Source organism: Ekhidna sp., from assembly GCF_039940915.1.
Lineage (GTDB): Bacteria > Bacteroidota > Bacteroidia > Cytophagales > Cyclobacteriaceae > Ekhidna.
In genome coordinates, this window is the sequence record NZ_JBDVFO010000002.1 from 1,962,142 (window position 1) to 1,987,268 (window position 25,127).

At 42.7% G+C, this 25,127-nt stretch carries 11 protein-coding genes; 5 read left to right on the forward strand and 6 right to left on the reverse strand.

The window, feature by feature from the left end; translation table 11 throughout:
- The gene (locus ABJF57_RS13890; RefSeq protein ID WP_462255578.1) at positions 1 to 960 is read right to left on the reverse strand and encodes a FecR family protein; all 960 of its coding nucleotides are present in this window, start codon (positions 958 to 960) and stop codon (positions 1 to 3) included.
- Between the two features lie 32 nt (positions 961 to 992).
- Positions 993 to 1,523, reverse strand: coding sequence for an RNA polymerase sigma factor (locus ABJF57_RS13895; RefSeq protein WP_462230081.1), 531 nt, complete (start codon positions 1,521 to 1,523; stop codon positions 993 to 995).
- Positions 1,524 to 1,781: 258 nt separating this feature from the next.
- Between ABJF57_RS13895 and ABJF57_RS13900 the strand changes: the two genes are divergently transcribed.
- The 5 genes from ABJF57_RS13900 (at position 1,782) to ABJF57_RS13920 (ending at position 7,478) form a co-directional block, all read left to right on the forward strand.
- Positions 1,782 to 2,255 carry a DUF6702 family protein gene (locus ABJF57_RS13900; protein WP_462235945.1) on the forward strand — a complete coding sequence of 158 codons (474 nt, stop codon included), beginning with the start codon at positions 1,782 to 1,784 and terminating at the stop codon, positions 2,253 to 2,255.
- A 24-nt stretch (positions 2,256 to 2,279) separates the two neighbouring features.
- The gene (locus ABJF57_RS13905) at positions 2,280 to 4,193 is read left to right on the forward strand and encodes a YHYH protein (protein WP_462230085.1); all 1,914 of its coding nucleotides are present in this window, start codon (positions 2,280 to 2,282) and stop codon (positions 4,191 to 4,193) included.
- An 88-nt stretch (positions 4,194 to 4,281) separates the two neighbouring features.
- A complete protein-coding gene (locus ABJF57_RS13910; protein WP_462230087.1) occupies positions 4,282 to 5,058 on the forward strand; it encodes a Crp/Fnr family transcriptional regulator in 777 nt (258 codons plus the stop codon).
- Between the two features lie 67 nt (positions 5,059 to 5,125).
- Complete coding sequence (locus tag ABJF57_RS13915) at positions 5,126 to 5,686, forward strand: DinB family protein (RefSeq protein ID WP_462230089.1); 561 nt, start codon at positions 5,126 to 5,128, stop codon at positions 5,684 to 5,686.
- A 112-nt stretch (positions 5,687 to 5,798) separates the two neighbouring features.
- The gene (locus tag ABJF57_RS13920; protein WP_462230091.1) at positions 5,799 to 7,478 is read left to right on the forward strand and encodes a formate--tetrahydrofolate ligase; all 1,680 of its coding nucleotides are present in this window, start codon (positions 5,799 to 5,801) and stop codon (positions 7,476 to 7,478) included.
- Between the two features lie 138 nt (positions 7,479 to 7,616).
- On the opposite strand, the gene ABJF57_RS13925 is transcribed toward ABJF57_RS13920, so the two are convergent.
- From ABJF57_RS13925 to ABJF57_RS13940, 4 genes are all read right to left on the reverse strand, one after another.
- On the reverse strand, positions 7,617 to 15,845 hold the full coding sequence (locus ABJF57_RS13925; RefSeq protein WP_462230093.1) for an MBG domain-containing protein: 8,229 nt from the start codon (positions 15,843 to 15,845) through the stop codon (positions 7,617 to 7,619).
- 214 nt (positions 15,846 to 16,059) lie between these two features.
- Positions 16,060 to 18,489, reverse strand: a complete 2,430-nt coding sequence (locus ABJF57_RS13930; RefSeq protein ID WP_462230095.1) for an ATP-binding protein — start codon at positions 18,487 to 18,489, stop codon at positions 16,060 to 16,062.
- A gap of 150 nt (positions 18,490 to 18,639) precedes the next feature.
- The gene (locus ABJF57_RS13935) at positions 18,640 to 19,812 is read right to left on the reverse strand and encodes a caspase family protein (protein WP_462230097.1); all 1,173 of its coding nucleotides are present in this window, start codon (positions 19,810 to 19,812) and stop codon (positions 18,640 to 18,642) included.
- A gap of 69 nt (positions 19,813 to 19,881) precedes the next feature.
- Positions 19,882 to 25,119 (reverse strand): FG-GAP-like repeat-containing protein, encoded by a 5,238-nt coding sequence (locus tag ABJF57_RS13940; protein ID WP_462230099.1) that lies wholly within the window; start codon positions 25,117 to 25,119, stop codon positions 19,882 to 19,884.
- Positions 25,120 to 25,127: the final 8 nt, after the last annotated feature.

Below are 25,127 nucleotides of genomic sequence, written 5' to 3' on the forward strand. Positions count from 1 at the left end.
CTAATTATCTTCAGATAGGGTTATTTCTTTTCCTTGACGTTCATAATCAATACCATACGGTTTGAATACAAGCCTTAAGGCAACTTCTAACTTATCATTTGGAATGGTGCCAGTAAAGCGTCTGGATAAATTTACTCCTTCGCGCTTAATTGTAACTCCATATGTTTTCTCCAGCGATTTGATAACCTGTACCAGAGGGGCATTTTCAAATTCGGTTTCTCCTTGTATCCAGCTGGGCAAAGATCCCGACACTTTCTTTTTTTCCCATTTTCCATCAATGAACAAATACCCTACACCGCGAATCATCCTCACAGACTTCTTGTTTCGCTTTGGCTTAGCTCTTACCTCTCCTTCGAAACATAAAACACTGATTCCTTCACTAAAGTCATCTACTTCGAAAACAGTCCCCAATACCTCTACGACACCCATTGATGATTCAACGCTGAAATTATCTCCCTTTTCAATTTTGAAGAGTGCTTTGCCTTTAAGCTTCACTTTTCTTCCTTTTGCTGAAAGCTCCTCCGATCGATTTTCTTTCATGGCTACTGCCTCTCCCCAATCCTCTTTATCCCAGGAAACCTCAGAATTAGGCGCAAGCGTAACGGTTGAGATTCCATCTGGGAGTACAATTTCACGTACTTCACCGATGGCAGACGAATAGGTGACGGTATTGTCTCCCATCAAAATCCAGAAATAAGACACAATGGTGAGTACAACAACCGCAGCTGCCGCGTAACTCATCCAAGGTCGCATCGATCTAATCTTCGCTTTGGGCATGGAGGTAATAGTTCCTGGATCTGAAAGCTGTGAGGATTGGTCAGGAACCCAGCTATCCACTTCTCCTACGATCTGGATGTATTTTTTGGCTTCATCTTCTCCCAGAGCAGATTTTAACTCTTCATCCGAGCATTCGCCATTCAGCCATTTTGATAAAACGTCATCCATTTTCTTGCTTTTCACATTTAAAAAGGAGAAACCATAAAAAACCCTCCTTATACTTTAAGGTTTGATAGCTCATCCAAATTTGTCTTCAATGCTTTGATCGCGTTGCTGATGTGTTTCTCAACAGTTTTAATGGAGACTTCCATCAATTCTGCAATTTCCTTATTCTTATATTTATCAATCCTACTCATAAGAAAAATTACGCGCTGTTTTTCAGGAAGGTCTGAAACAGCTGACTCTAACCGGTGCTTAAACTCTTGCTCTTCGTACAAAAATTCTGGATTTTGCTCCATTCTATCTTCAGATCTATCTGAGCGGTACTCAAATTTCAGCACTACTTTTTGATGATTGTAGTGATCTAAAAAAAGACGATTCGCCGTAGTAAACAAAAAACTTTTCACTTTCTCGACAGCCACCTTCGAACAGTTATTCCACAACCTTATAAAGGCTTCATGAGCAAAGTCCCTCGCCTTCTCCAAATCTCCCAATTTGTAGAAGAGGAAATTTCTTACAGCTATCTCATGATCTGTGTAAACATCATGAAAAACATGGTCTTCACATATTGATTTTTTAGCACTCACGCCGTTAAGTTAATCGCTTTAGAAAGTGCAAAGGTAGCGAGATGCTGCTGATGTTTTTAATACGTTCACTGACGATTTGCATATTGCTCCAATAAATGGTGAAATAATTTCAGCAATACTCTGGTAGGGTATTTATCATACTGCTCTTTATACCTCCGAAACACGCAAATGACAAACCCACAAGCGATCTATACTTTACCGCTTTGATTTTGTCATTCACTGAGGAAAAATGAACCGACCTGAACATTCTTACGAGCGATGAAAAAAACACTCAGCATACTATTAATGCTAGTACTGCATCTTGGCTATAGCCATGACATAAAAATGGCCATTTTCGAAATATCTGAAAATGAGTCCGGACTGATAATATCCGCTTCCTTAGACAAAGAAGATTTTCTAAAAACATTGGCGGCCACATTTCCTGCTGAGTTTCCCAAGGGAGACATCATGGGACTCGCATTTGAGTATCTCAACGATAAACTAGCCATTAATATCAATGGAGCATGTACATCCCTAGTAATCAATGAAATCGAATTTGGCCGGCTCAACATACACCTGAAGGGCTCATTAAAGGTAGGTGCAACCAAAATCAGGGAAGTAGAGGTTAGGAATACCTGCATGATCGATTTGTTCGAAGGTCATGACAACATCATCAAACTAAAGCTGAACAATCGCAGCAGGTCTTTTCGACTCAATAAGAACAGAACTTCTACAACAGCATTCTACGAATAGTTAAAAAAGCAATCCATCATTATCATGAAAAAATACTATTACTCGACACTTTTAGCCATGTTCTCCGTGCTCTTTTTTAGCTGCGGGGAAGATAAGGATTCCATCGTTGAATTTTCTACGTCTGTAACTGTCTCGGCTCCTCAAATGGCCGTATCTGAAGGGGCCGGAGTTGCCACTTTCATTGTACAAATTAGTGATGACAATACGTCAGGGTCTGCTATCAGCATCCCTTTTACATTGTCCGGCTCTGCTACCGCTTCTGAAGACTACACTGCTCCGACCCTGGTCGCACAGATCGAACAAAACGAAGCATCCGCTACGATATCCATTGAGGTAACCGATGATGCAGATGTTGAAGAAAATGAAACGATCATTTTTACTCTTGGAACCCTACCTGCGGGGGTATCTTCAACTTCCACTGAAGCTACCGTAATCATTCAGGATAATGACTCTCCTGAGTTCTCAGCTATCGTAAGTATGTCAGCCTCACAAGAAACAGTAACTGAAGGCGATGGATCTGTTGAACTTACCGTATCGCTTGATAAGGAAAACGTCACTGGTGGCACCATAACTATTCCGCTGGAAATCTCAGGCACCACAACTGATTCAGATTTCTCCGTTTCAAGTTCAGAAGTGCAGATTACAGCCAATGCAACCTCAGCAACTTATGTAATCAACATTACAGATGACCAGGAGGTTGAACAAGATGAGACTATAGTAATATCATTTGGTACGCTTCCAAGCGCATTGACATCCAGTACTCAGAATGTTACGATAACCTTACAAGACAATGATCAATCAAATACAGATATTGAACTGACTTTTGGTACTCCATCAGGTAATGCGATTACTATTGATAGTTGGACAGATGTAGGAGCCGATAGCTACCTGGTGGTAATCAATACAGAAAACTCTTTTTCTGACATCAGTGATGCTACTAGCCAGTTGGCTAGCACCACTTATATTGGATATGGAGAGCAAGTGATTTACAGTGGAGCCACCATCAGTGCATTGGAAGTTTCATTGCTTTCAGCAAACACTGATTACTATTTCAAGGTCATCCCGAAATCAGGCTCAGCTTACGATAATTCTCAAAGTACAGAAAATCAAAGCACTGATAACTGTGTAACAACGAGCACGACGGAAGGTCAAGTGTGTTTTGATATATCCTCTGATCTAAGAATTATAACTTCTAATCAACTCTCAAATCATGCGGTGGGAAATTTTCCTAATGCTGACCCCACTGCCATTGAGGTAACACGGGAACTAGACTTAACACCGAGCTATACCGGTCAGGCGATTTTGGTTTATGATGAAACCGGTGGTCCTACTCCATCCAATGACAATTTCTGGCAGTTTGGCATTGCCACAAATGGTGTTGAGTTTCACCCGATGGGATTGAAGCCTTGGGAACACCCAGACACTGGTGAGCAAAACTGGGAATGGCAAGCAAAAGTGACAGAAGAAGATGAAACAGGCTTGGATGCCTATGGCGCTCATGTGACCTCACAAGGCAATTATCACTATCATGGCGATATTGTCGGGTTGGCAGATCAAGAAGATGGTTCGCGGCATTCGCTCATCTATGGGTTTGCTGCTGATGGCTTCCCTATCTATTATAAATATGGATATAGTGATCCCAATGATCCAACAAGCAGTATTAAAGAGCTGCTTTCAAGCTACCAACTAAAAAGTGGTGCACGAACTGGAACTGGAATTGCCGGAGAAGACTACCCTGATGGGGATCATGATGGCTTTTATATACAAGACTTTGAATATGTAAATGGTCTGGGAGATTTGGATGAGTGTAATGGTAGAGAAGGCGTCACTCCAGAGTTTCCTGATGGCACTTATTATTATGTCATTACCGCTGATTTTCCAGTAACTCCCAATTGCTTCTTTGGCACGCCTGCAGATGATTGGAAAATTGGCAAATAGCAAATGATGAAGTATTTCCAAACACAAATAAAACAGCTTTAGCATTTATGTGGTAGTGATACTAAGGCGGAGCATCCTAATTTAACGGATGCAAAATAGAGCGGCTCGTGGTGGAGCCGCTTTTTGTTTTTTATTACAGATTCATTTCTTGCTCCAACCACTAGCGTGCTATTACAAGCATATTGATTCTCGAAAGGCACTTAGGGAGTTATCACCTGTCGAAGAACTAGCAAGTGTCGTGGCTATTGGGTTAATTAGCATACCAAACAGGCAGATTCAATTGACGTCAGAAGTAAAATCAATATTCGATTCAAACTTTGGGAAGTACATCTCCATTAGTAATGAAGCCTATTCTTTTCTATCAGAAAACTTTGTTGAGATGTCCTATCCCCAAAGATCTTTTCTGGTGGAAGGTGGAGCAACGGCCAGGTACTTTTACTTTGCGCTCTCTGGTGTGCAAGCTGGGTATCTTTTAAATAATAAAGGTGAGAAAGTAATTTTTGGCTTTTCCTACCAAGGTTCTCCGTCAGGAATCTACGATTCTTTTGTGACTCAAACCCCATCTGCTTATTTCATGGAGGCGCTTACTGACTCCAGGCTCATCGCAATCAGCAAAGAAAAATATGATGCGCTTTTCACGTTATTTCCGGAGTTTTATCGCTGGAGAACGCACTTCATAGAAGCCATTCTTTTTGGAAGGGGCAGCAGAGAAGTAGAAATGTTGACGCTTACGGCAAAGGAACGTTTTGATGCTTTCATAAAAAGGTGTCCAAATGAGCTGCTTCAGATACCTCAAAAGTATCTGGCTAGTTACTTAAATATGACCCCCGAGACTTTTAGCAGGCTCAGAGCCATGCGCGATTAATTGATCTATATCAATTTTTTTATTGTTTCGATCACAGAGCTTTGACTTGTCAAAAAAGATAAAAGATATGGAAGTAAATTTTGAACAAATTCTGCAACAGTCCAATACCCTTAAAAACTACATCAAATCTGATGTCGCGGAATTATCAGACAGCAAACTCAATTGGAAGGTGAATGAAAAAAAATGGTCAGCCCTGGAAGTGGTTGGTCACTTAAATCGAGTCTATGAAAAATACCTTGACAACTTTAAGATGGCCATTGACTCAGCGCCGGATTTACCTGCTGATGAAGTCTTAGACTATCAGTCAACCATTTTGGGCAGGATGTCCATTTATGCCATGAAACCCAAGGGGAAAAAACGCAGGTTTAAAATGAAGACGTTTGATTTTTTCAATCCAATAACTGAGCCCAATAAAAAACATGAGACTTTGGATCTATTTCTAAAAAACAAAGAAGCATTTAACGGGCTACTGAAGCAAGCCAGAACCAAGAATTTGAAAAATATTAAAATGCCAACCGCACTTGGAGAGAAAATGAAATTCTATGTGCCGGAATGCTTTCGATTCATTCTCGCACACGAAGAGCGTCACATTGTGCAGATAGGGACTATCTTAGAAGAAGCAAAGTAAGATTTTAACCTAAACCTTTCATTTTGCAAGCAGATAATTGGCAGTTTTTTGATTGACAATGATCATATGACTCCACCATTGTCTCACCTATTTTGGCACCAAAAATTACAGAATGAGCAGCATAAACCCCGACCTTAAAATCGCTCAAGCAGCGACCATGCAACCGATTGATGAAATTGCTAAAAAGCTTGGCTTAAACAATGGTGAGATAGAGCAGTATGGCCGATATAAAGCTAAAATACCCTTATCCTACATAGATGAAAGGCGTGTAGAGAAAAGCAAGATGATCCTTGTGACAGCAATTACTCCAACACCGGCCGGAGAGGGTAAAACAACGGTTTCTGTCGGACTTTCAGATGGGCTGAATCAAATAGGGAAGAAAGCAATTGCTGTTTTAAGGGAGCCTTCGCTGGGTCCTGTTTTTGGAATAAAAGGTGGAGCAACGGGGGGTGGCTATTCTCAGCTTATTCCCATGGAAGATATCAATCTGCATTTTAATGGAGATTTTGCCGCCATTGAAAAGGCTAATAATCTCTTGTCCGCACTCATTAATAACAACATTTATGGGCGTTCCAGAAACTTGGGCATAGATCCACGTACCGTAAAATGGCGGTGGGCAATGGACATGAATGACCGGTCGCTCAGGCATATTGTGACTGGTTTGGGAGGTAAGCAGGGAGGATTTTTGCAAGAGTCGGGCTTCAATATCACTGCTGCGTCAGAAATCATGGCCATTCTATGCCTCGCGAAAGACCTGGCTGATTTAAAGGAGCGGATGGGAAACATTTATATAGGTGATACTTTTTCAGGAGATCCCATCTTTGCCAAAGATTTAAACGCCCATGGGGCAATGGCGGCTCTACTCAAGGATGCTATTAAGCCTAACCTCGTGCAAACGCTGGAGGGAAACCCTGCGATTATCCATGGAGGACCTTTCGCTAATATCGCTCAGGGTACCAACTCGCTTGTAGCTACCAAAATTGGTCTCTCTTTGGCAGATTATGTGGTCACGGAAGCTGGGTTTGGAGCAGATTTGGGTGCCGAAAAATTCTTTAACATAAAATGTAGAGCCGGTGGAATTAGTCCGAGTGCTGTTGTTATCGTCGCAACAGTAAGAGCATTGAAATATCACGGTGGAGTGAAAAAAGACCAGCTGCAAAAACCCAATGTAGGTGCAGTTAACGAGGGGCTCAGCAATCTTGAAAAGCACATCGAAAACATTAAGTCTTTTAAAGTTCCGGTAGTTGTGGCCATCAATAAGTTTCTAGCTGATACCGAGGAAGAAATGCAATGCATCATTGATCGATGCAACGAGCTTAAGGTTGAAATTGCCTACTCCGATGGATGGAAGAATGGAGGGAAAGGCATGGAAGAATTGGCTCAAAAAGTGGTGACCGCTGCTGATTTGAGTACCGATCCATTTGTTCCTACTTATCGACTTGAAGATTCTCTTAAGGAAAAAATTGAATCCATCGCAGAACGTATTTATGGAGCGAATAAAATTGTATACAGTGCAAGTGCCAATGCCATGCTGAAACGTGCTGACGCACTCGGGTTTTCAAATTTTCCGGTATGCATGGCTAAAACTCAAAACTCCTTTTCAGATGATGCCGCGTCTTATGGAAGACCAAGCAACTTCACGTTAAATATCAGAGAAGTAGAGATAGCAGCCGGCGCAGGATTTATCATACCGATTACCGGAAAGATGCTGAGGATGCCTGGTCTTCCTTCAGTACCAGCAGCCGAAAACATCGACATAGATGAAAAAGGGAATATTACGGGACTTTTTTAATGTTGCTTTTTTTAAGAAAAAAAGAGAACTGAAACAGGCTGTTTTCAACCCTTCGGATTTATAGGTAATAAAAAGGGCAGTCATTGACTGCCCTCAAAGCATCTACCTTCGTAAATGCCTACCTTAGTTTATCTTTCATTAGTTCTTGATAATGCGACCCGAGTAAATCAAAGCATTCTCTTGATCCCTCAGTTGAATTAAGTAAGAACCCTTTCGTAGATTCGTTAAATCAACTTTTCCGCTTATCCCCTTGGAAAGTATTTGTTTCCCCCCTAAATCGAATAGCACAATTTTAGCAGCCTTCGCATTTGAAATCATCAAATAGTCTGTTACGGGATTAGGATATATCTTAATGTCACTATTCTTGATTAATCCTAAGACCTCATGAATGGTTAGTGCGCCATTCAGGTAGCTGAAATCATAGTTGTTGTCTGTACCCCCGGATACAGTGATATCGTATACACCCGGAATGGAAGAATCTACGATAGAGGTATTCGCACTTGGAGCAGTATCCAATACGGAGGCATCTTCTCCATTCACAAAACCTGCATAAGAAATTGTGAAAGTAGGTAATGCATCTCCTTCATTGATGGTTTGGTCATCTGCAGTAGCCGTCAATGATGCTTGCGTTATTGTTAGCGTTCCATCTACGTGTGTGATTGCATAGTTGATGTCGGAGCCTCCTGATCCAACAATTGCATACGTTCCAACATTACTTGTTGCGTCAGCAACTGAACTTGCCGATGGCGCAGCGTCCAGGGTACTTGCGTCATCACCGTTCACAAAGCCAGAATAACCAATCGTGAAACTTGGATTCGCTTCTCCATAAGTCTTACTTTGATCACCTGCTGTTGCTGTCAAAGACGCTTGGGTGACTGTCAACGTTCCATCTACATGCGTGATTGCGTAGTTGATACCCGAGCCTCCTGAAGCAGTAATTGCATACGTTCCGACATTACTTCCAACACCAGCAATGGAACTCACCAATGGCACAGCATCTAGAATACTCGCATCATCACCGTTCACAAAGCCAGAATAACCGATCGTGAAACTCGGGTTCGTTTCTCCATAAGTCTTACTTTGATCATCTGCTGTAGCGGTCAATGACGCTTGGGTGACTGTCAACGTTCCATCTACATGCGTGATTGCGTAGTTGATGTCCGAGCCTCCAGAAGCAGCAATTGCATACATTCCCGCATCACTCGCCGCGTCAGCAACGGAACTTGCCGATGGTTCAGCATCCAGAACACTCGCATCATCACCGTTCACAAAGCCAGAATAACCAATCGTGAAGCTCGGGTTCGCTTCTCCATAAGTCTTACTTTGATCATTTGCTGTAACGGTCAGTGCCGCTTGGGTTATCGTCAACGTTCCATCTACATGCGTGATTGCGTAGTTGATATCCGAGCCTCCTGAAGCAGTAATTGCATACGTTCCAACATTACTTCCAACGTCAGCAATGGAATTTGCAGATGGTGCAGCATCCAGAACACTCGCATCATCACCGTTCACAAAGCCAGAATAACCAATCGTGAAGCTCGGGTTCGCTTCGCCATAAGTCTTACTTTGATCATCTGCTGTAGCGGTCAGTGCCGCCTGATTCACCATGAGTTGTTGTTGAACATCTAGCGCTGCATTGTAGGATGCATCACCGTCTTGTGAAGCAGTAATGGTCGCAGTTCCAGCCCCAACAATGGTGATGGTAGTTCCAGAAGTTGTCGCTACATCAGTGTTAGAACTACTGTAACTAACTGTTAAGTTAGAACTGGCCGTAGCTCCAGGATCAAACGCTGCATCCCCATAGGTTACATCTGTCAATCCATTAAAAGTGATCGTTTGATTGATCTTGTTGACAAACACTTCAAATACATCAGAAACCTGTCCTCCAGACCCATCATCGGCAGTTAAAGTTACATTCACAGTTCCTGGGCCTTGCTCTGTCAGTGTAAGCATCCCATTCGAAATAGAAGTAGAAACTATCCCGCTTGCATTCGTCACGGTAGTATGTGTAAGCACATCACTGGCATCTGCATCACTAAACACTGTTGACAAATCGAAGTTTGCTGTTCCAAATGCATTTTCATAGGCTTGGTTTCCAATCGCACTCGCTATCGTTGGAGTTGCATTTACCCTGAAATCAAAATCAAACGTTTCCGTAGTTCCTTTTCCGTCATCAGCGGTAATGGAAATCATTGCTGTTCCAGTACCTCCTGCTTCGGAAACTGTCACCATCTCAGACAGCTCCGAAACTGTGACGACAGATTCATCGGAACTGGTAACAATGTAGGTCAAAGCATCTCCCTGTGCGTCTGTAAACATTCCAGTAATATCAAACTGTGAAGAAACAAAACCCTCTTGTTCTAATTGATCGGCAATCGAAGTATTAATCGTGATTCCTCCTATTACTAAGGAAAGTGGAATGTCAATCCGTGTATTGACTGGATCGTTACTCACCACCTGCAGTGGTAATTCAAAACTTCCGGTAAAGTTTCCATTTGGATTAAAGGAGACGATGACTTGTTGAGATTGGCCCGAAACTATCACCCCACTTTCTATTGAGAAAGTAACCGCATCACTATTGGGGTTGACAAAAGCTGTTGCGGTTGGGTCGGCCGCAAGATTCCATTCAAGGTCGCTGCTACCCGTATTTTGAATCGTGAATGTTTGCTCAGAGGAAGCTCCAAAAAACAAGGACTCACTGAGTTCTGTCACATCAACTGAAGCCGTAGGAGGACTAATCCCCGCTCCAGAAAGATCTATTGTTACTGACGAATTGGTCGCATCATCATTCGTGATGGTGAGTGTTCCTGTATACGGCTGAACCAACGAAGGACTAAAGATCACCGGAACCAACGCCGTGGCTCCTGCCTCAATCGCCAAAGGCGAATTTGATATACTAAATGTTGGGTTGTCTATCGTAAAGTCAGAAATATTTAGTGTGGAATTTCCATTGTTAGCTATTTCTAATTCAAGCGTTTCTTCGGTGTTTTCGATAACACCACCAAAGTCCAATGCACTTTGGGTAATGGCTATTTGAGGAGCACCAAGGACAGTTAGGTTCACAACAACCGTTTGCTCTGGCTCAACACCAGTACTTGCCAATACTAAGTTTGCTGAATAGGTTCCTGCACTCAAGTTAGCTGCATCGGTGGAAATAGTTACAATTTGATCAGCTCCACTTACAGCGATGCTTCCAGCTATTTCTGATGAGGACAACCAAGTGGCAACTTCATTTCTGGTATAGGAGAAACCCCCTCCGCTTCCACTTCCACCGCCTCCATTAGCCCAAGAATTAAAGTAAACGTCAAAGAAACGGTTTACTTCTGGCAACTGAAGAGACATAGTGTTACCGGGAATACTCGACATACTACTTCCTCCACCAAATTCATTTGATATATCTGGATCATACGAAGGCAATGCTCCTCCCAATACGGTTTTGTTTTCTGCCCATGAAATAAAATTATTATTGTTGGTGAAAGCATTGAAAAGTGGTCCAGAGTCTTCGCGGGTAATCCATACATTTCCTGCTATGCGATCTTGATTTTCTGGAAGTGTCCAATCCGCACCAGATGATCTAGTAAAAGTCACTTCACTACCACTGATGTATTTACTGTCAACGTTCCAGTTCACCGATTGCTGACCACTATTTGAAAGTGTAAGGTCCGCACTGGCAACCCCTCCTGCAACGGACTGAAGATTTATTGTCATCACATTCAAATCAAGGTTTGGTCCATCAATTCCTGAACCTCTTACACCAAATTCAATCGGGCTTTCATCAGGATCGTCACTGGTGATTGTGAAACCTGCTTTATACGTAGCAACCATTGTTGGCGTGAAAGAAACATTCAATACGATATTCTTACCAGGCTCTACTTTGAAATTGGTCTGATCGATACCAAACGCCATGTTGTCAAAAGCAATATCAGAAACTGTCAAGGTAGAATCTCCTGCATTGTTTATGGTCACCGGCAGAGTAGTCGTCAGCCCAATAATCACATCTCCAAAGCGAACAGAGTCCGAAGCAAAGGTGACATTGATGTCAGGGGTGCCAGTCACGTGAAGCTGGAATGTTACTGTTTCCAAAGGATTAGCCGGATCATTGGTGGCTACATCATACGTAAATTCATAGTCACCTGCTGCCAAACCATTCGTTTTAAAAGTAGCAGTCACATCTTCTTGCCCAATTCCTGCAACGGCACCAGAAAAGCTTCCTAACTCCAACCAAGGCACTGCCTCTCTTCTGGTGTAGGCGAACCCCCCTCCATTATCATTACTTGTCCACTTGGAGTATGCCAAATCAAAATAGCGATCTTCGGCTACTAAATACAGTGAAGTGGTATTGCCCACCTGTCCATCAGCGGAACCATTAAAGGTCGCATTGAATGTACCATAAGTTGGCTGGCTAAAAGTAGTTCCATCTCCAAATAAGATAGAGGTATGATCCGGATCATAAGATGTATTTTCCAAGTAGTTATACGTTGGTTTATTGTCACCTCGTGTCAGCCATACAAAATCCGAAATGCGATCTTGTGCTATCTCACTACTTGGATCAGCATAGTCATCTTTTTCAAAAAATACATCTCCTGCAATGTTCCAAGTCAGGTCTCCAGTAGAATTGTTAATAACGCTTACCATTTTGGCATTGGTTACCCCAACGGACAAGGTGTCTTGTATCAAGGTGGATGTCACCTGGAAATCAGGGGCAGCTACACCATTTCCTGTTAAAGAAACATCAAATGGTGAGTTTGCTGGATCGTCACTAGTGACAGACAAGGTAGCATTGTAGGTTTGGACTAACGTCGGAGCAAAGCTCAAAGGCAAAGTATATGTACTCTTCGCCGGGACTGTAAATGATGTCATTCCAATACCAAAAGCAGGATCATTTACTGTAACGTCGCTGACGTTGAGCGGTGCATTCCCCGTGTTTTTGATTTCCAGACTGAAATCACTGGTCTGGTTGACTTGTGTATCTACAGCAGTAGCAGTGGCACTAGTAGTGGCCATGTTAGCCTCTCCGCCTGTTACCGTTAAACTAATAGGGAGCACCAGAGAAGGTGCGAGTGGATCATTTGAGGTGATCGTATAGCTACCGTCTAACGTACCAGTAGTAAGTCCTCCCCCATAAAATTCTACGTCAAATTGTGAGTTACCTCCTGCACCAGTCGTGCCACTAAGAACAGTCGTACCAACGCCTGGGAAAACTTCCGTCCGGTTATAGGAAAAGTTTGCAAATGGACCTGATGGTGCTTCGTAGGTCAATATTTCTATATCAAAATACCGACCATCAACAACCGAATGGAGAGAAATCGTAGAACCGATAAATGCCTCTCCTAAGGAATTTTTAACGGTTGCAAAATTATTGATGTAATCAGCTGATGAACTCAGACTTGTAGATTTAGGAGACCACCTGAGCGTTGAACTTTCATCTCTTACCTCCGAGAAAGTCGGATATTCAACCGTATTGTAAAAGTCATTTGTAGCAACTCCAATAGCAGTTCTGGTCAAATTCACATTGGCACTTATATTATCTGAGAGATTCAATCCACCGCTAACAAAATTAACTGGGACTCCTTCTACAAATACAGGTGCATCTGGCAATGAAGCGACTACTGTCCAGGTGAGGTCTGATCCGCCTGTATTGGATATAGTAACTTGTGTGGCCACTGTATCATTTACAGTAAGGGTTTGAGTAATACTCGCAGGACTCACATCAATGACAGGGGGATCTAGGGCTGTTCCCATAAACGGAAGAGAGTTACTTAGCTTGGTGGGATCGTTGGTATCAAACGTCAGATTTCCATTGACCACACCAGCGATTGTTGGCTCAAACACCAATTCAAGACTTTGTAAGCCCGAGTTAGGCAGGATGGTCAATGAATCGACGGCAAGACTAATGCCAGGCTGATCTACTGCCGCATTGTACACAAAAAGTGTATCCGTTCCAGTGTTATTGAAGCTTAATTGTTGTGATGATTGGTAACCTACGAATGTATCGTCGAAGGCTACTCCTGGCGAGCCCACCACAGCAAAAGGTACACCTGTCGCCAGCATACTGATGGTCATGGTCGGGTTAGGATTTCCAGGATCATTGGTCGTAAAGGTCACTGGCCATTCATAAAAACCATGAACCGCCGCATCAAAAGTAACTGTAATCGTTGCTTCACCTCCAGCCGGCACCGTGCCTGAGAATGCATCCAGCGTTACCAAATTCATGAAGTTTGGACGACCACTTGTTGTTGTAGACCAGGTTAGCTCCGAAGCGCCTGTATTTTGAATTTTGAACGTCATGGTTGTGGCAGCATCTGCTATCGCCACCGTATCACCAACGGTTGTTTCCGAAAGACTAAATACCGCAGCAGGTAATACTTCTACTTCTGTGACTACCATCATGGTTGGGTTAGCCGGATCATCGGTGGTTAAGGTCATCATTCCATAATTAAGTCCGGACTTCAGGTTTGTCGCATCAAATGTGATCTGACTACTGCCAAAAGATTGTGCCGAAATATTTCCTGAAGCTACTCCGGAGATCGCCATATAGTCGTGCATGGGGGTTCGGGTATAACTAAAGCCACCACCCGAGTTTCCACCGGAGAAAGTAGAGAATACCACTTCATGATACTGATCATCTGTTATCAAGTGAACGGTAGCAGTATCTCCTACCAAAGAACCCGGATTTCCACCGTGCATCGTCACGAAAGGATCAAATGAAGATGCTGCATTGGCACTGGACCTTGACCACTCGGTATCAGCAGGGGAAATACTGTTCGAAGAGGTAGTCTCAGTCCGTGCATTGAAAATGCTTTTATTGTCTCCTCTGGTGATGTACACATTATCAGTGATCCTGTCCTGATTTTGAGAAAGCTGCCAGCTGGCAAAATTGGCTTTTGAGAAAGCCGTTTCATAGCCATAACCTAAAGTATCACTAAGCGCAAGCGACCATGCCAAGCTTGTGCTTTCACTATTGACAATGTCCAGATTGTAAACTAACATCTTTCCTGCCTCAACCTGAATCTTGAGTGTGTCGGCAATATCGAGACCAACGGCTGACTCAATAGTTAAAGTACCGGTCACTTCAGAAGCAGAATAGTTCGGTTCGGTATCCAAATTGGCACGGACATCATATACTCCAGGATTGGTTGGTGCAGTGGTACTAAAAGTTCCTGCTCCTGTCGGACTATATTCAGTCAAAATGGCCAGTGTTGGATTTCCATCAATGTCGTTGGCGGTAGGTGAAATACCTTGAGGCATGCCGTTGAATTTTGGATTAGTTGCAGGTAAATTCAAAGCAATGCTTGTGGTAAATGGATCAACGGTAAGGGATTGTGTAGCTTCTGCATGCCGTGTCGTTCCAACTCCATCCTGAAAAGCGGTGATATTGGTATTACCAGCGTCTAAAACGGTCACTGTAGATACTGAAACAGTAGCGACAGTTTCATCTGAACTACTAAAAGTGACAGGGTTGCCTGAACTACCGCCTGTTACACTCAGTGTAAAGTCAGCATCTCCAAATGTTCTGTTTGCCAGTGCACCAAAAGTAATCGTCTGATCGGTAAAAGGTGTCGCTAAGCTTAAATCTGCAGAGCTAACAAAGTTGCCTGTTGATCCCGTGAGCACAAACCCATTGAGCGTCCCGTTATTTCCCTGAAGACTTCTGTCCCGAACAAACGAAATTGACGTGTTGTCTCCGCCTATGGTTCCTTCATTGAAATGATAATACAACACCAATCCACTTTCATCGCCTTTTAACTCCGTGTCTTTGCTGGTATTGATCTCTGAAGCAGTCTTTGCAATATTCCACATTCTGATCTCCTCCATCGAACCCTCAAAAGGCCAGGTGCTCGCCCCGGTAAATGGTGAAGCTCCGATGACTAAAGGTTCAGTATTTGGAGTCAAGCTACTCGCTACGTCTGTTTGAGAAGCCACTTCTGTTCCGTCAACAATGATGGCCGATTTGGTACCGTTGAAGGTTACAGCCACATGATACCACGTATCTACGACTGGCGCCCAACTGTAATCTGTTATACTGGCACCAAAGCCTATGTGATAGAATCGTAAAACACCTGATCGACTGTAGGCTAGTCCGTAGTTTCCATTAAAGGTGGATTTATAAAAAACACCTTGAAAATCGTCAGCGGCGCCCGCTCCATTTGTTACGTTATCGAATCTGACCCAGGTTTCAAAAGTGAAGGCGTTCGTGATATCAAGGCTATTGGCATCAGGAACCTCAATGTAGTCATAGGTTGATATAGCAGAGCCATCAAAATTCAATGCTGGCTCAAATTGCGCAAATGCTCCTGCACATAATGCGGTAAATAGAAAAATTAATAAACTGAGCTTTTGGATGAACTGGTTTTCTATGGTTTTCATAACTAAGGGCTTTTATGGTTATCCTTTTTTATCAGATCCGAGCCATGTCAATTCGTGAAAGAGTTGCCTCGGTATTTTTTAAAAAATATTATTAACCACAAAGGTTCTTAGTGTGTAACCAGCCTCGAAATTTTGAGCATAGACAAAGTATAACGGGGGTTATACTAACCGATAAAGAAGGTGTTAGCTAGGACGAAACAGTATCCATCCTCAATTAATTATCAGTCTCAACCTGGTTGATCAGACTGAAGTAATCTTGTACATTACCTGCATAGGCTGCATTCAGCACAGCCTCCACCCATTCATGGATGTCCTCGTTTTCTTTCAACTCGATCTCGTTGAGTTCTTTTTCAATCTCGCCTATTTGATGAATATTTAATTTCTTCAACGCTAAGATTTGATTGGCAATCCTGTTTCTGTCCATCGATGAAAAGGAGGAGAAGTCCATTTTCCGTCTGTTTTGCTCGCTCAGATCCGAATCAATGGCTTTAGGCAATCTAAATTTAAAAGTAGTGCCTCTGCCCACTTCAGAATCTACCTCTATATCGGTATCATGCGCTTCTAATGCCAGTTTTACAAAGGTCAGCCCCAATCCTGTAGATCCAACCCCTCCCGATGCTTTTGGACTAACCTGCTCGAATGAATCAAAGATGATTTGCTGTTCTTTTTTAGTCATGCCCTGACCTTGGTCCGTAACAGAGAAGATAATGCCATCCTCTTCTTCCACTGTTTTTATTTCTATCGAGCTGCTTGAAGGGGCGTACTTGATTGCATTTGTGAGCAAATTGATGAATACTCTGCTGATCATTTCTACATCTACTTCTACCAATCCATCTGTAAATTCTTGTTGCAGGTCAATGTTCTTTTCGAAGGCAAGTGGTTTGACTTGAGGCAACACAGCATCTATCAGATCTTTGACTTTAACGCGCTCAATCTGCAAGGGAACATTCGCGTTTTCAAATCGATGTACGTCTAGCATGTCATTAACCAGTCGAAGTATTCTTGCAGCCATTTCTTTATTCACTCGCTCATCTGTGCTGTTTAAAATGATGCTAAGCGGGTTTTTGATGTCATGAACAATCATGCCTGTCATAGACTCTTTGAAATCACTCATTTCCTTCACTTGTTCTGCTTGTAAGGTCTTGCTTTTTATGCGATTTCTGGAAATGATGAATCCAATGATCAATACAAGTAAAGTACCTCCTAAGACAAGTGTAGAGCGTAATCTGCTGATCTGTTCTTTGCTCTCAAGTAAATCAATCTCATTCTGCTTTTGAATGATTTCTTTTTCATGCTTGTATTGTTCTTCAAGTCTTGCAACATCGCGGACCTGTTCTTTATTTAGATTCTCATCTGCTATTTCTACATATTCCTCCAGGTATTTCAGCGCTTCGCGATAATCTCCCTTTAAAAGGTAGATCTCATACAAATAGTTAGCTAAATACACGTTTTCCTCTGGAAGATCCATCTCTAAATTCAACCGATACGCGTTCAAGAATTGCTCCTCGGCCAATCTTAGGTTCTCTACTTTTAGGTTGATTTCACCCAATATTTGAAGTGCACTGGACCGTGCCCATTTGGATGAAACTTCTTCCATTAATCCAACAGTGTTATCATGATAAAACCGACTTGAATCTGGCTGGCCCAACAAAAAATAAACCTTTGCAAGCCTTACGGAAGCGGTCATTTCATATCGCTTCATACCTCTAGCCTTTCGATAATTGAAGGCTTTGATTAGCATCATCCGAGCTTCTTCATAGCGCTCTTGTTCAATGTATAGAATACCTAAATTGAATTGAGATAAATGCTCTTGATTGGTTTTCAGTTGTTGATCAAGCGCTATTGTCTTCAAGTAGTATTCCTCTGCTTTATCTAAATCTTCTAAGTCATCATGAGATATAGCAATGTTTCCATAAAACAGTGCCTTTAGTTCTAGATCCCCTATTTCTTCTGCGATCCTGAGGCCTTCTTGATAATTTTTGAGCCCTTCGACGATGTTATACTCATTGGACTCCATGTTTCCTAAAACGTTCCATGCATCAGCTTCCTGAACTTTAAGGTTAGCATGTTGCGAGATATCGATGGTCATGTTGATGTAATGCCTAGCACTGTCGTATTGACTAAACCATTTGAAAGCCCTTCCTAGTATGTAATGACTCCTGGCTAATTCTTTTGGTTTCGTATCCCATAACCCCAATGCAATCGATTCTTTTATCGTTCGAATCGCAAGCGAATCATCCAACTCCATTAAAACCTGTCCAAGTTCCAGGGTGGCTTCAGCCTCCAAAGTCTGCTCATTTTGAGCCTTAGCAAAGTGTATGGCTTCCAGCAAATGGGCTTTTGCCGAATCTAATTGATAATCATCGTTTTCAATTTCAGCGAGAAGCATGTAGAGGTCAATCACAGCTTCATCCTCCTTTATGCCTTCAGTGGTACTTAGCAATTTTTTACACAGTAAAATGGCTTTTTCAGGTGATCCCTCGCTCAGCTCCTCAATGAAGCTTAAAGCATCAGGCCGTGATTCGTGCGAAGAAAATAATCGAAGAGCCTCTATTTCCAGACTATCCAATTCTGTTACTTGGCCACTTCCCTTAGCGCCGACTGTGAGACATAACAACAAAAAAATTACCTTATTTATTTTCATAACTATGTTGGCATCAGGCGATGATCAATGAATACATAAATACATGTTAGCTAAAGAGGACGGATGCATATGAAAAAGGCAGCTCACTACCACGAAAAATGCCTTTAACCAACTCGTCAATGAGCTGCATCACTACCTAAATCACAAAAACTATTTTGCTACAAAAACAAAATCACTGTCTTTCTCATTTTGCCCAAACTCTCCTGTGCGAGGCAATGTTTTCAACCTTTGCATTACTGGATAAATTTCATGCAGTGTAATAATTCTATCGTCACCACCTCTCGATTTGAGAATTTCGATGAAGCGTTGCGCAAATGGTGAATGACTTCCTGCCACACCATCAGAAACATACTCTTTGCCTCCTGAGGTTAGGTATCTTCTCGTCTTCTTCGAAAGCTTTCTTACGAGTAACTCAGCGTCATCCAAATCTTCGTACACGGAGGCTCTGCTTCTCGCTATTACAGGATCGAATGTTCCGCTGAAGCATACATCCATCACCAGCAAAATATGCTCACATGGAATATTATCGATGATATTTCTCAGTACACTATGAGGGATATATGAAGTCTTAGCTTCGTCGTTTTGTAAGCTTCCTTTCGTTACGATATAGCCTTCACCAAATGACTCGTCAAACTGTCCATGCCCTGCTATGAAAATGAGCAATTGATCTTGCGGCTTGTATTTCTTCTGGGAGTACTCTTTGATTTTTACCAAAAAATCGTCTTGCTCGGGGTTTGTCAATACTTCTGTATCAAAATTGTAATTTTCTGAAAGTAGCCCAGAAATAGTTTCTACGTCATACACCGGATTGACCAAATCAGACCAATTGTCGTACTTGTCTGTACCTATCAAAAGTGCATAGTCTTTTCGGTTGATATCAATGGCTTTGGAAATCGCATCCAGACCAACAAGCACGTTTCGGTAATCCACCACGGTTCCACCATCCTCGCTGGTCACAATGAGGCTCACTACATTTTCCCCATCTCTGAGGTAAATATCTTTTTCTACTTGAAACTTAAGTGTATTCTCCGGAACCTCAATGGTAGTTGTTGCCAACGGCTTTGCTCCACGTTTCTTACCAATACCAAGCTTCACTTCCTTGATGGGTGTACTAGACTCAATGGATGCCACAAATTTGGTTTTCTTCTCTTGTGAATTGGTGTATTCTCTTGTTGGAAATTCCCAAGATATAAATGGCAAAATCACTTCACCCTCCACGGACTGACTTGCGTCAATTCGGATAGCATTCGTCTTATCTGAAACTAACTGAGCTTGCGAACACGTCACAAGGAGTATCAATAAACTGCTTAATATATTTTTCATGTCTGTAATTTTTAATTCCAATTGGTTATCTACTTCTCCATTGCATGGAGCATAGATTCAATTTTCATTTCATTGTACTTTAATTCTTTTGGTATAGCTGTGGACTTTGCCATCGTTTTCGATGGTGACTCGGTAGAGGTAAAGTCCGGTTTTAATTCCATCAGGTTTTCTGAAGAAATATTCAAAAGTTCCTCCGGAAGCAAACTGAGAATCTCCAGCTATAACTCGCTTACCAGAGAGATCTAAAAGATCCACCTGAACGGCATATTCTTTGCTACTTTTCGGCAAGCGAAGCGGTACTTTAAAAGACTCAATGAATGGGTTTGGATAAGCTTCCAGCGCTTCCACCTCATCAAAGGCAAATGTCTCTTCCGGATCTGTGCTATAAAGTATTTTGAATGATGACGAGGCACTCAGGTCAAATTCGTAGGATGATTGCTTAGTCATATCAATGATTTTTCCTGAACCGAGATCAAATAATTGAAGATTTGCAACCTGCGAACTATTCTCATCCCATTCGAGCATTGAAATTCCTTTCTGACTGGAAGAAACTACAAACTCCCAAACATATGAGTCCGCTGTTGGGATCACATCTGTATTAAGTCTACTTAAGTCATTATCATGCCCAAAACTCATCTCAAGGAACTTCAACCATCGAGGTAGCACCGGCTCATCGTATTGATCAAGCGATAGTTTGGCATCCCTATCCATACCAATACCTCCGTGACGGATGAGGCCATCTTGTTTGAGCGATAGCGGCAAATACCAATCTGCGCTCGGCTTTTCGCTGAGTCTCCCTCCACCGAAAGTAATAGATGCATCCGTGTAGCGGAGATTGAGTGTAATATCCTGACTGGAAAATACAAAAGCTCCCTCCAGTACTTTTAGGATGTTACTTTCCGGCCAGATTTCAGGATTTTCTGTATCTAAAACTCTCAACTGACCTACAATACCATCCGCTCCATTATTTGTCAGAACGGAATTCCAATTGATGTCAATGTTATACGGATTTCCTACAAGGTTCCAGCCGCTCTTAAGCTCAAGAGGGAATGGATCCTGCAAATTTATATTTGCACTCTCTATGGTAATGGAACGCTCTTTGGCGGAGATGAAAAAATACCCTTCTCCTAACTCTATGGAAGATGAGGGGCTCAGGTCAGCTAATTCGCCCATTTCACCAAGGGTAGGATCCCATTTGATGATCCTGTATTCTCCTCCGATCTGATCTCCACTGTATTCATTGAAAATAGCGTCTACTCTTTTGGCAGAAGGATCATTGAAAGCAAAAGGAATAGAGATGATCTGATAACTATCCACCGTGCGGCCAAATTTTGTGACTGACTCTACCTTTGGCGCATTTGCTCCAGATTCCGGGAATGAAAGTGCCATGGTTCTCAATTCAGAAAACCCTACATTTCCCGCCTCATCTGTAGCTTCAAAATAATACTCAAACCCGGCGACACCAAGGTCTGCTTCTAGTACCGTTTTGGCATAGGCGCCACTCACCTCTGTGAGTACTTCTGAGACAAATTCCGATTCAGTCAATAGCCTTGAAAAGAACTTAACTTCTCTTAGCCTAAAGTCCTCTACCATCACGCTCAGTGTTCTCTCCGGTCCCCCGGAAAGGAACGTGCTCCCGTTTTGAGGGGAAGGCGACAACACTGGTTTCTCAGTATCCACAAAAGCTTTGATGGTCACATTGAAGCTTTCAGTTACGTTGGCACCATCAGGATCTGTCGCTCGAAGTTGAATTGGAATAATCAAATCCACTTCTGTCTCGAAAACAACTGCGGTCGAAAGTGCTTTAGTCGTATTGTTTACGGTAAAAGAATCCCCTCCAGCAACCAGATCAAAGATGACAGCATCTCCATCTTCATCAGTAGCAAACAAGTCTGCAACTTTTGTCCCCTCAGGGTCAAATCCACGTGGACTGCAACAACTCGTCTCTAATGTCACAGCTGTTGGCGCATCATTCACATCATTGATGCCAATATTAAATTGTTGTCCTACACTCGCTGCACCTCGTGCATCCACTGCTCGCATCCGTACCGAATAGGTGGACTTCTCTTCAAAATTGAAAACTTGTTTGGTCACCAGGTTTGAACCGCTAACATCGAAAAGTGCATTGTCTGTGTCACCCGTGCCAGCTACAAATTCGTACGTATGAGTAACATCGTCCGGATCTGTTATCAAAAACGTTCCTACCAATGAACCGACCGGAGCATTTTCATCCACAAACTTGCTATCCAAATCAAGATCAGAAGGTGGAACATTGGTAGTCACCAGAATCGTATTGGAAGACTGAGATGTACCAGATGCATTGGTAGCTGTCACTTGATATTTGTATGTGACCCCAGCAGATAAACCACTGTTTACCGAAACAGATGTTTCTGCGGTTGTTGTACTAAAAACAACTGAGGAGGACGTATTTTCGGAAACCTCAACATCATAACTTGCAGCTCCGTTTGCAGCATTCCAATTTGCGGTAAAAGACTCAGAAAGCACGTCAGTAGCAAGTGTTGCTACCGGAGTAGCCGGTTTCATTAAAATAGTCACTGTCGTCGAATAAGCCGAGAATGTACCTATTGCGTTTGATGCTCTGACCCTTGCAAAATAGGTGGTTCCTGCCGTTAAATTAGCGAGCGCGGCTGTCGCTGTTGCACCAACCCCACTATTGATAATCAATGGATCAAATCCGCTTAAGACTGTGCTGAAGTCCATTGTTTCACTAAGCTGAAGCTCATAGCTTGAAGCATTACTGATCTCGCTCCACGAAACAGAGACTGTGGTTTGCTCTACCACACCTGCTGCCGGAACAGGAACTGCCGGAACCTGCAACACAGTCACCGTCCAATCTTGTGTTGTAGAAGAGCTATTATCTACAGTTCTTACAGTGTATGTAGCACTGCTTGAGAAATCATTTACTACCCCTGATAGCGGGTTAGAATACACAGCATCGGACGAAAGCTCGATTGTCGGAACCAAAGCGGTAAGATCAGCTCCTGAGTTCACTTCTACATCTACTGTGAAAGCAGTGGTATTGATAGTTGCTGGTCCTGTTTGCGCCGCAAACGAAAAATTTGAAAAATTTAAGTCCGTACTACCTTGAACATACAATGGAAAATAACCTCCTGAGGCTGAAGATTCCTGTAAAATATCCAAGTCTCCATCATTATTAATGTCCACCAATTCTACGTCCTGTCCAGCTATGCTGCCATCCAGTTCTGTTTCAGCATAAGTGAGCGACCCACTAGACAAGTAGATATAAAACCATCCGTTGCCAGATCCATCATCCGTTGTTCTGGCAATATCCAGAAATCCATCTCCATTCAGGTCTCCTAATTTTAGCTGTTTATCCTCTTGGTACGTAGCGCTGGCGCTAATAGAAACTTCAGTTCCGAAGGTGCCATCTCCATTATTGATGATGTAGCCAATAGAAGTTCCGCCAGACATTTGATTCAATTCAGCATAAACAAAGTCGTTATCACCATCATTATCCAAATCACCTACTTGTACATTCTCAAGCGTTGACAGGCTGGTTGAGGCGAGCGTGCTTCTCGTAAAGGTCCCTGACCCAACGTTTGTAAGTAGGAGTATGGCTGGCTGGAAAGTCATGTCATCTTCCCCGGCTATAATCAAATCAATATCACCGTCCTCGTCCCAGTCTATTGGAACGCCTAAGCTGTTAGCCACCGATGGATTTGACAAACTGAAAGATTGGTTACCCGAGTTTTTGTAGAGTGCTACATCTGACCCATCAAAAGTGAAAATATCATCGTCAAAATCTGCATCTGAATCAAAAACAAGAATTGACTCAGAGGTGGCGCCCTCAGCAATTACTTGCTCGTCTGCCCAGGTGCCGTCTCCATTGTTTTTGAACCATCCCAATCTTGCACCTCCAGCTATGATATCCGGATACCCATTCTTATCTACATCTGAGGTCTCCAAAATCAAAGTGGACGTGGTTACAGATCTACCACTAGCTACAGAAACAGTGCTTGTTATTTTTCCGTTTTGCACTGTTGCAATTTTCAGAGTTGCCCCATCATCGTAAGCAAAATCCAGATCTCCGTCCGCATCAAAATCCGCAACCTCTAAGGAGATAGCCTTATTGATGGCTAAGTCAAAATCGCTCAACTTATAGTCAGTGAAAACTCCGGAAGTCGCAGAAGAAACAACTGTAAAGTTTGGTTCGCTGAAATAATTGAGCCCATTGGAGGCAACACTAACTTCATTGATACCTAAGCTCACCCCTGCAGGTACAGAAACAACCAGTTTATTGGTGCTCGCAGAAGTTACTGTAGCACTTACCCCACCAAACAAGACACTGTTGTTTGCTATGGTATTGCTGAAGCCTTTTCCATAGATTGAAACTTCCGTGCCTTCTATCCCAGAAGTCGGGAAAAGAGTGATCGTTGGAGTCGGGGTTACTACCTGAACAGTCCAATCTTCAACGATACTGGTAATTTCTGCCGTAATGGTATAAGTGACTGGAGAAGTAAAGTTCTGAGAAGTGCCGGAGGTAATACTCGAAGTTGCTCCGTTAGAGAGCGTAAATGTTGGCGATAAGCTGGTGACATCAGTACCATCCGGCACAAATAGCGTTACTGTTCTTGAAGCACTATCAATAGACGAAGAAAACAATTCCCCCGCAACTGTCATTGTCAGGAAATCCGTGCCTGTATTTCCAGAAAAAATCTGAAAATCATCAAAAGCAAATCCTTCTTTTCCATACATCCCCATCGGAGCATTAGAAAACATCTCAAATCTAAATTGAACTGATGCCTGCCCTAAAACCTCTGCTGGAAGTTCTTGCGTTGCAGTCACCCACCCTCCTGAATTGAGTGTCCAGGCATCAATCATAGCATCGTTGTACCAATTAGCACCTGAGCCACTGGTCCCAAGCGGGTTCCAGCTCACTCCATTATCAATACTGTATTGCATCTGGACCGGATCGTTTAAATCTTCAAATCCATCATTGAATGTTCCCAAATCTCGATAAATGGCCATTGAGATCAGGCCTGAGCTCGTGACACTGGAAAGATTGTAGTTCTGCGAGGTTAGGTAAATACCATCAAATTCCTGAATGCTGAAATCTCCGGCCAATCCGATCACCCAAGCATTTCCGGCTCCACCATTGTCGTCATTGATAAGGGTTCCCGTTGGATCTCCCCACTCCCAATACGTACCACCGGAATCCGAAGAACCAGTCCAAGAGCCATTTGAGGCATTGAAATCTTCATTAACTACTTGCGCACTAAGACCCAGTGAAGTAGCAATAAGAATAAGTAATACTATTTTTTTCATGGTAGTTG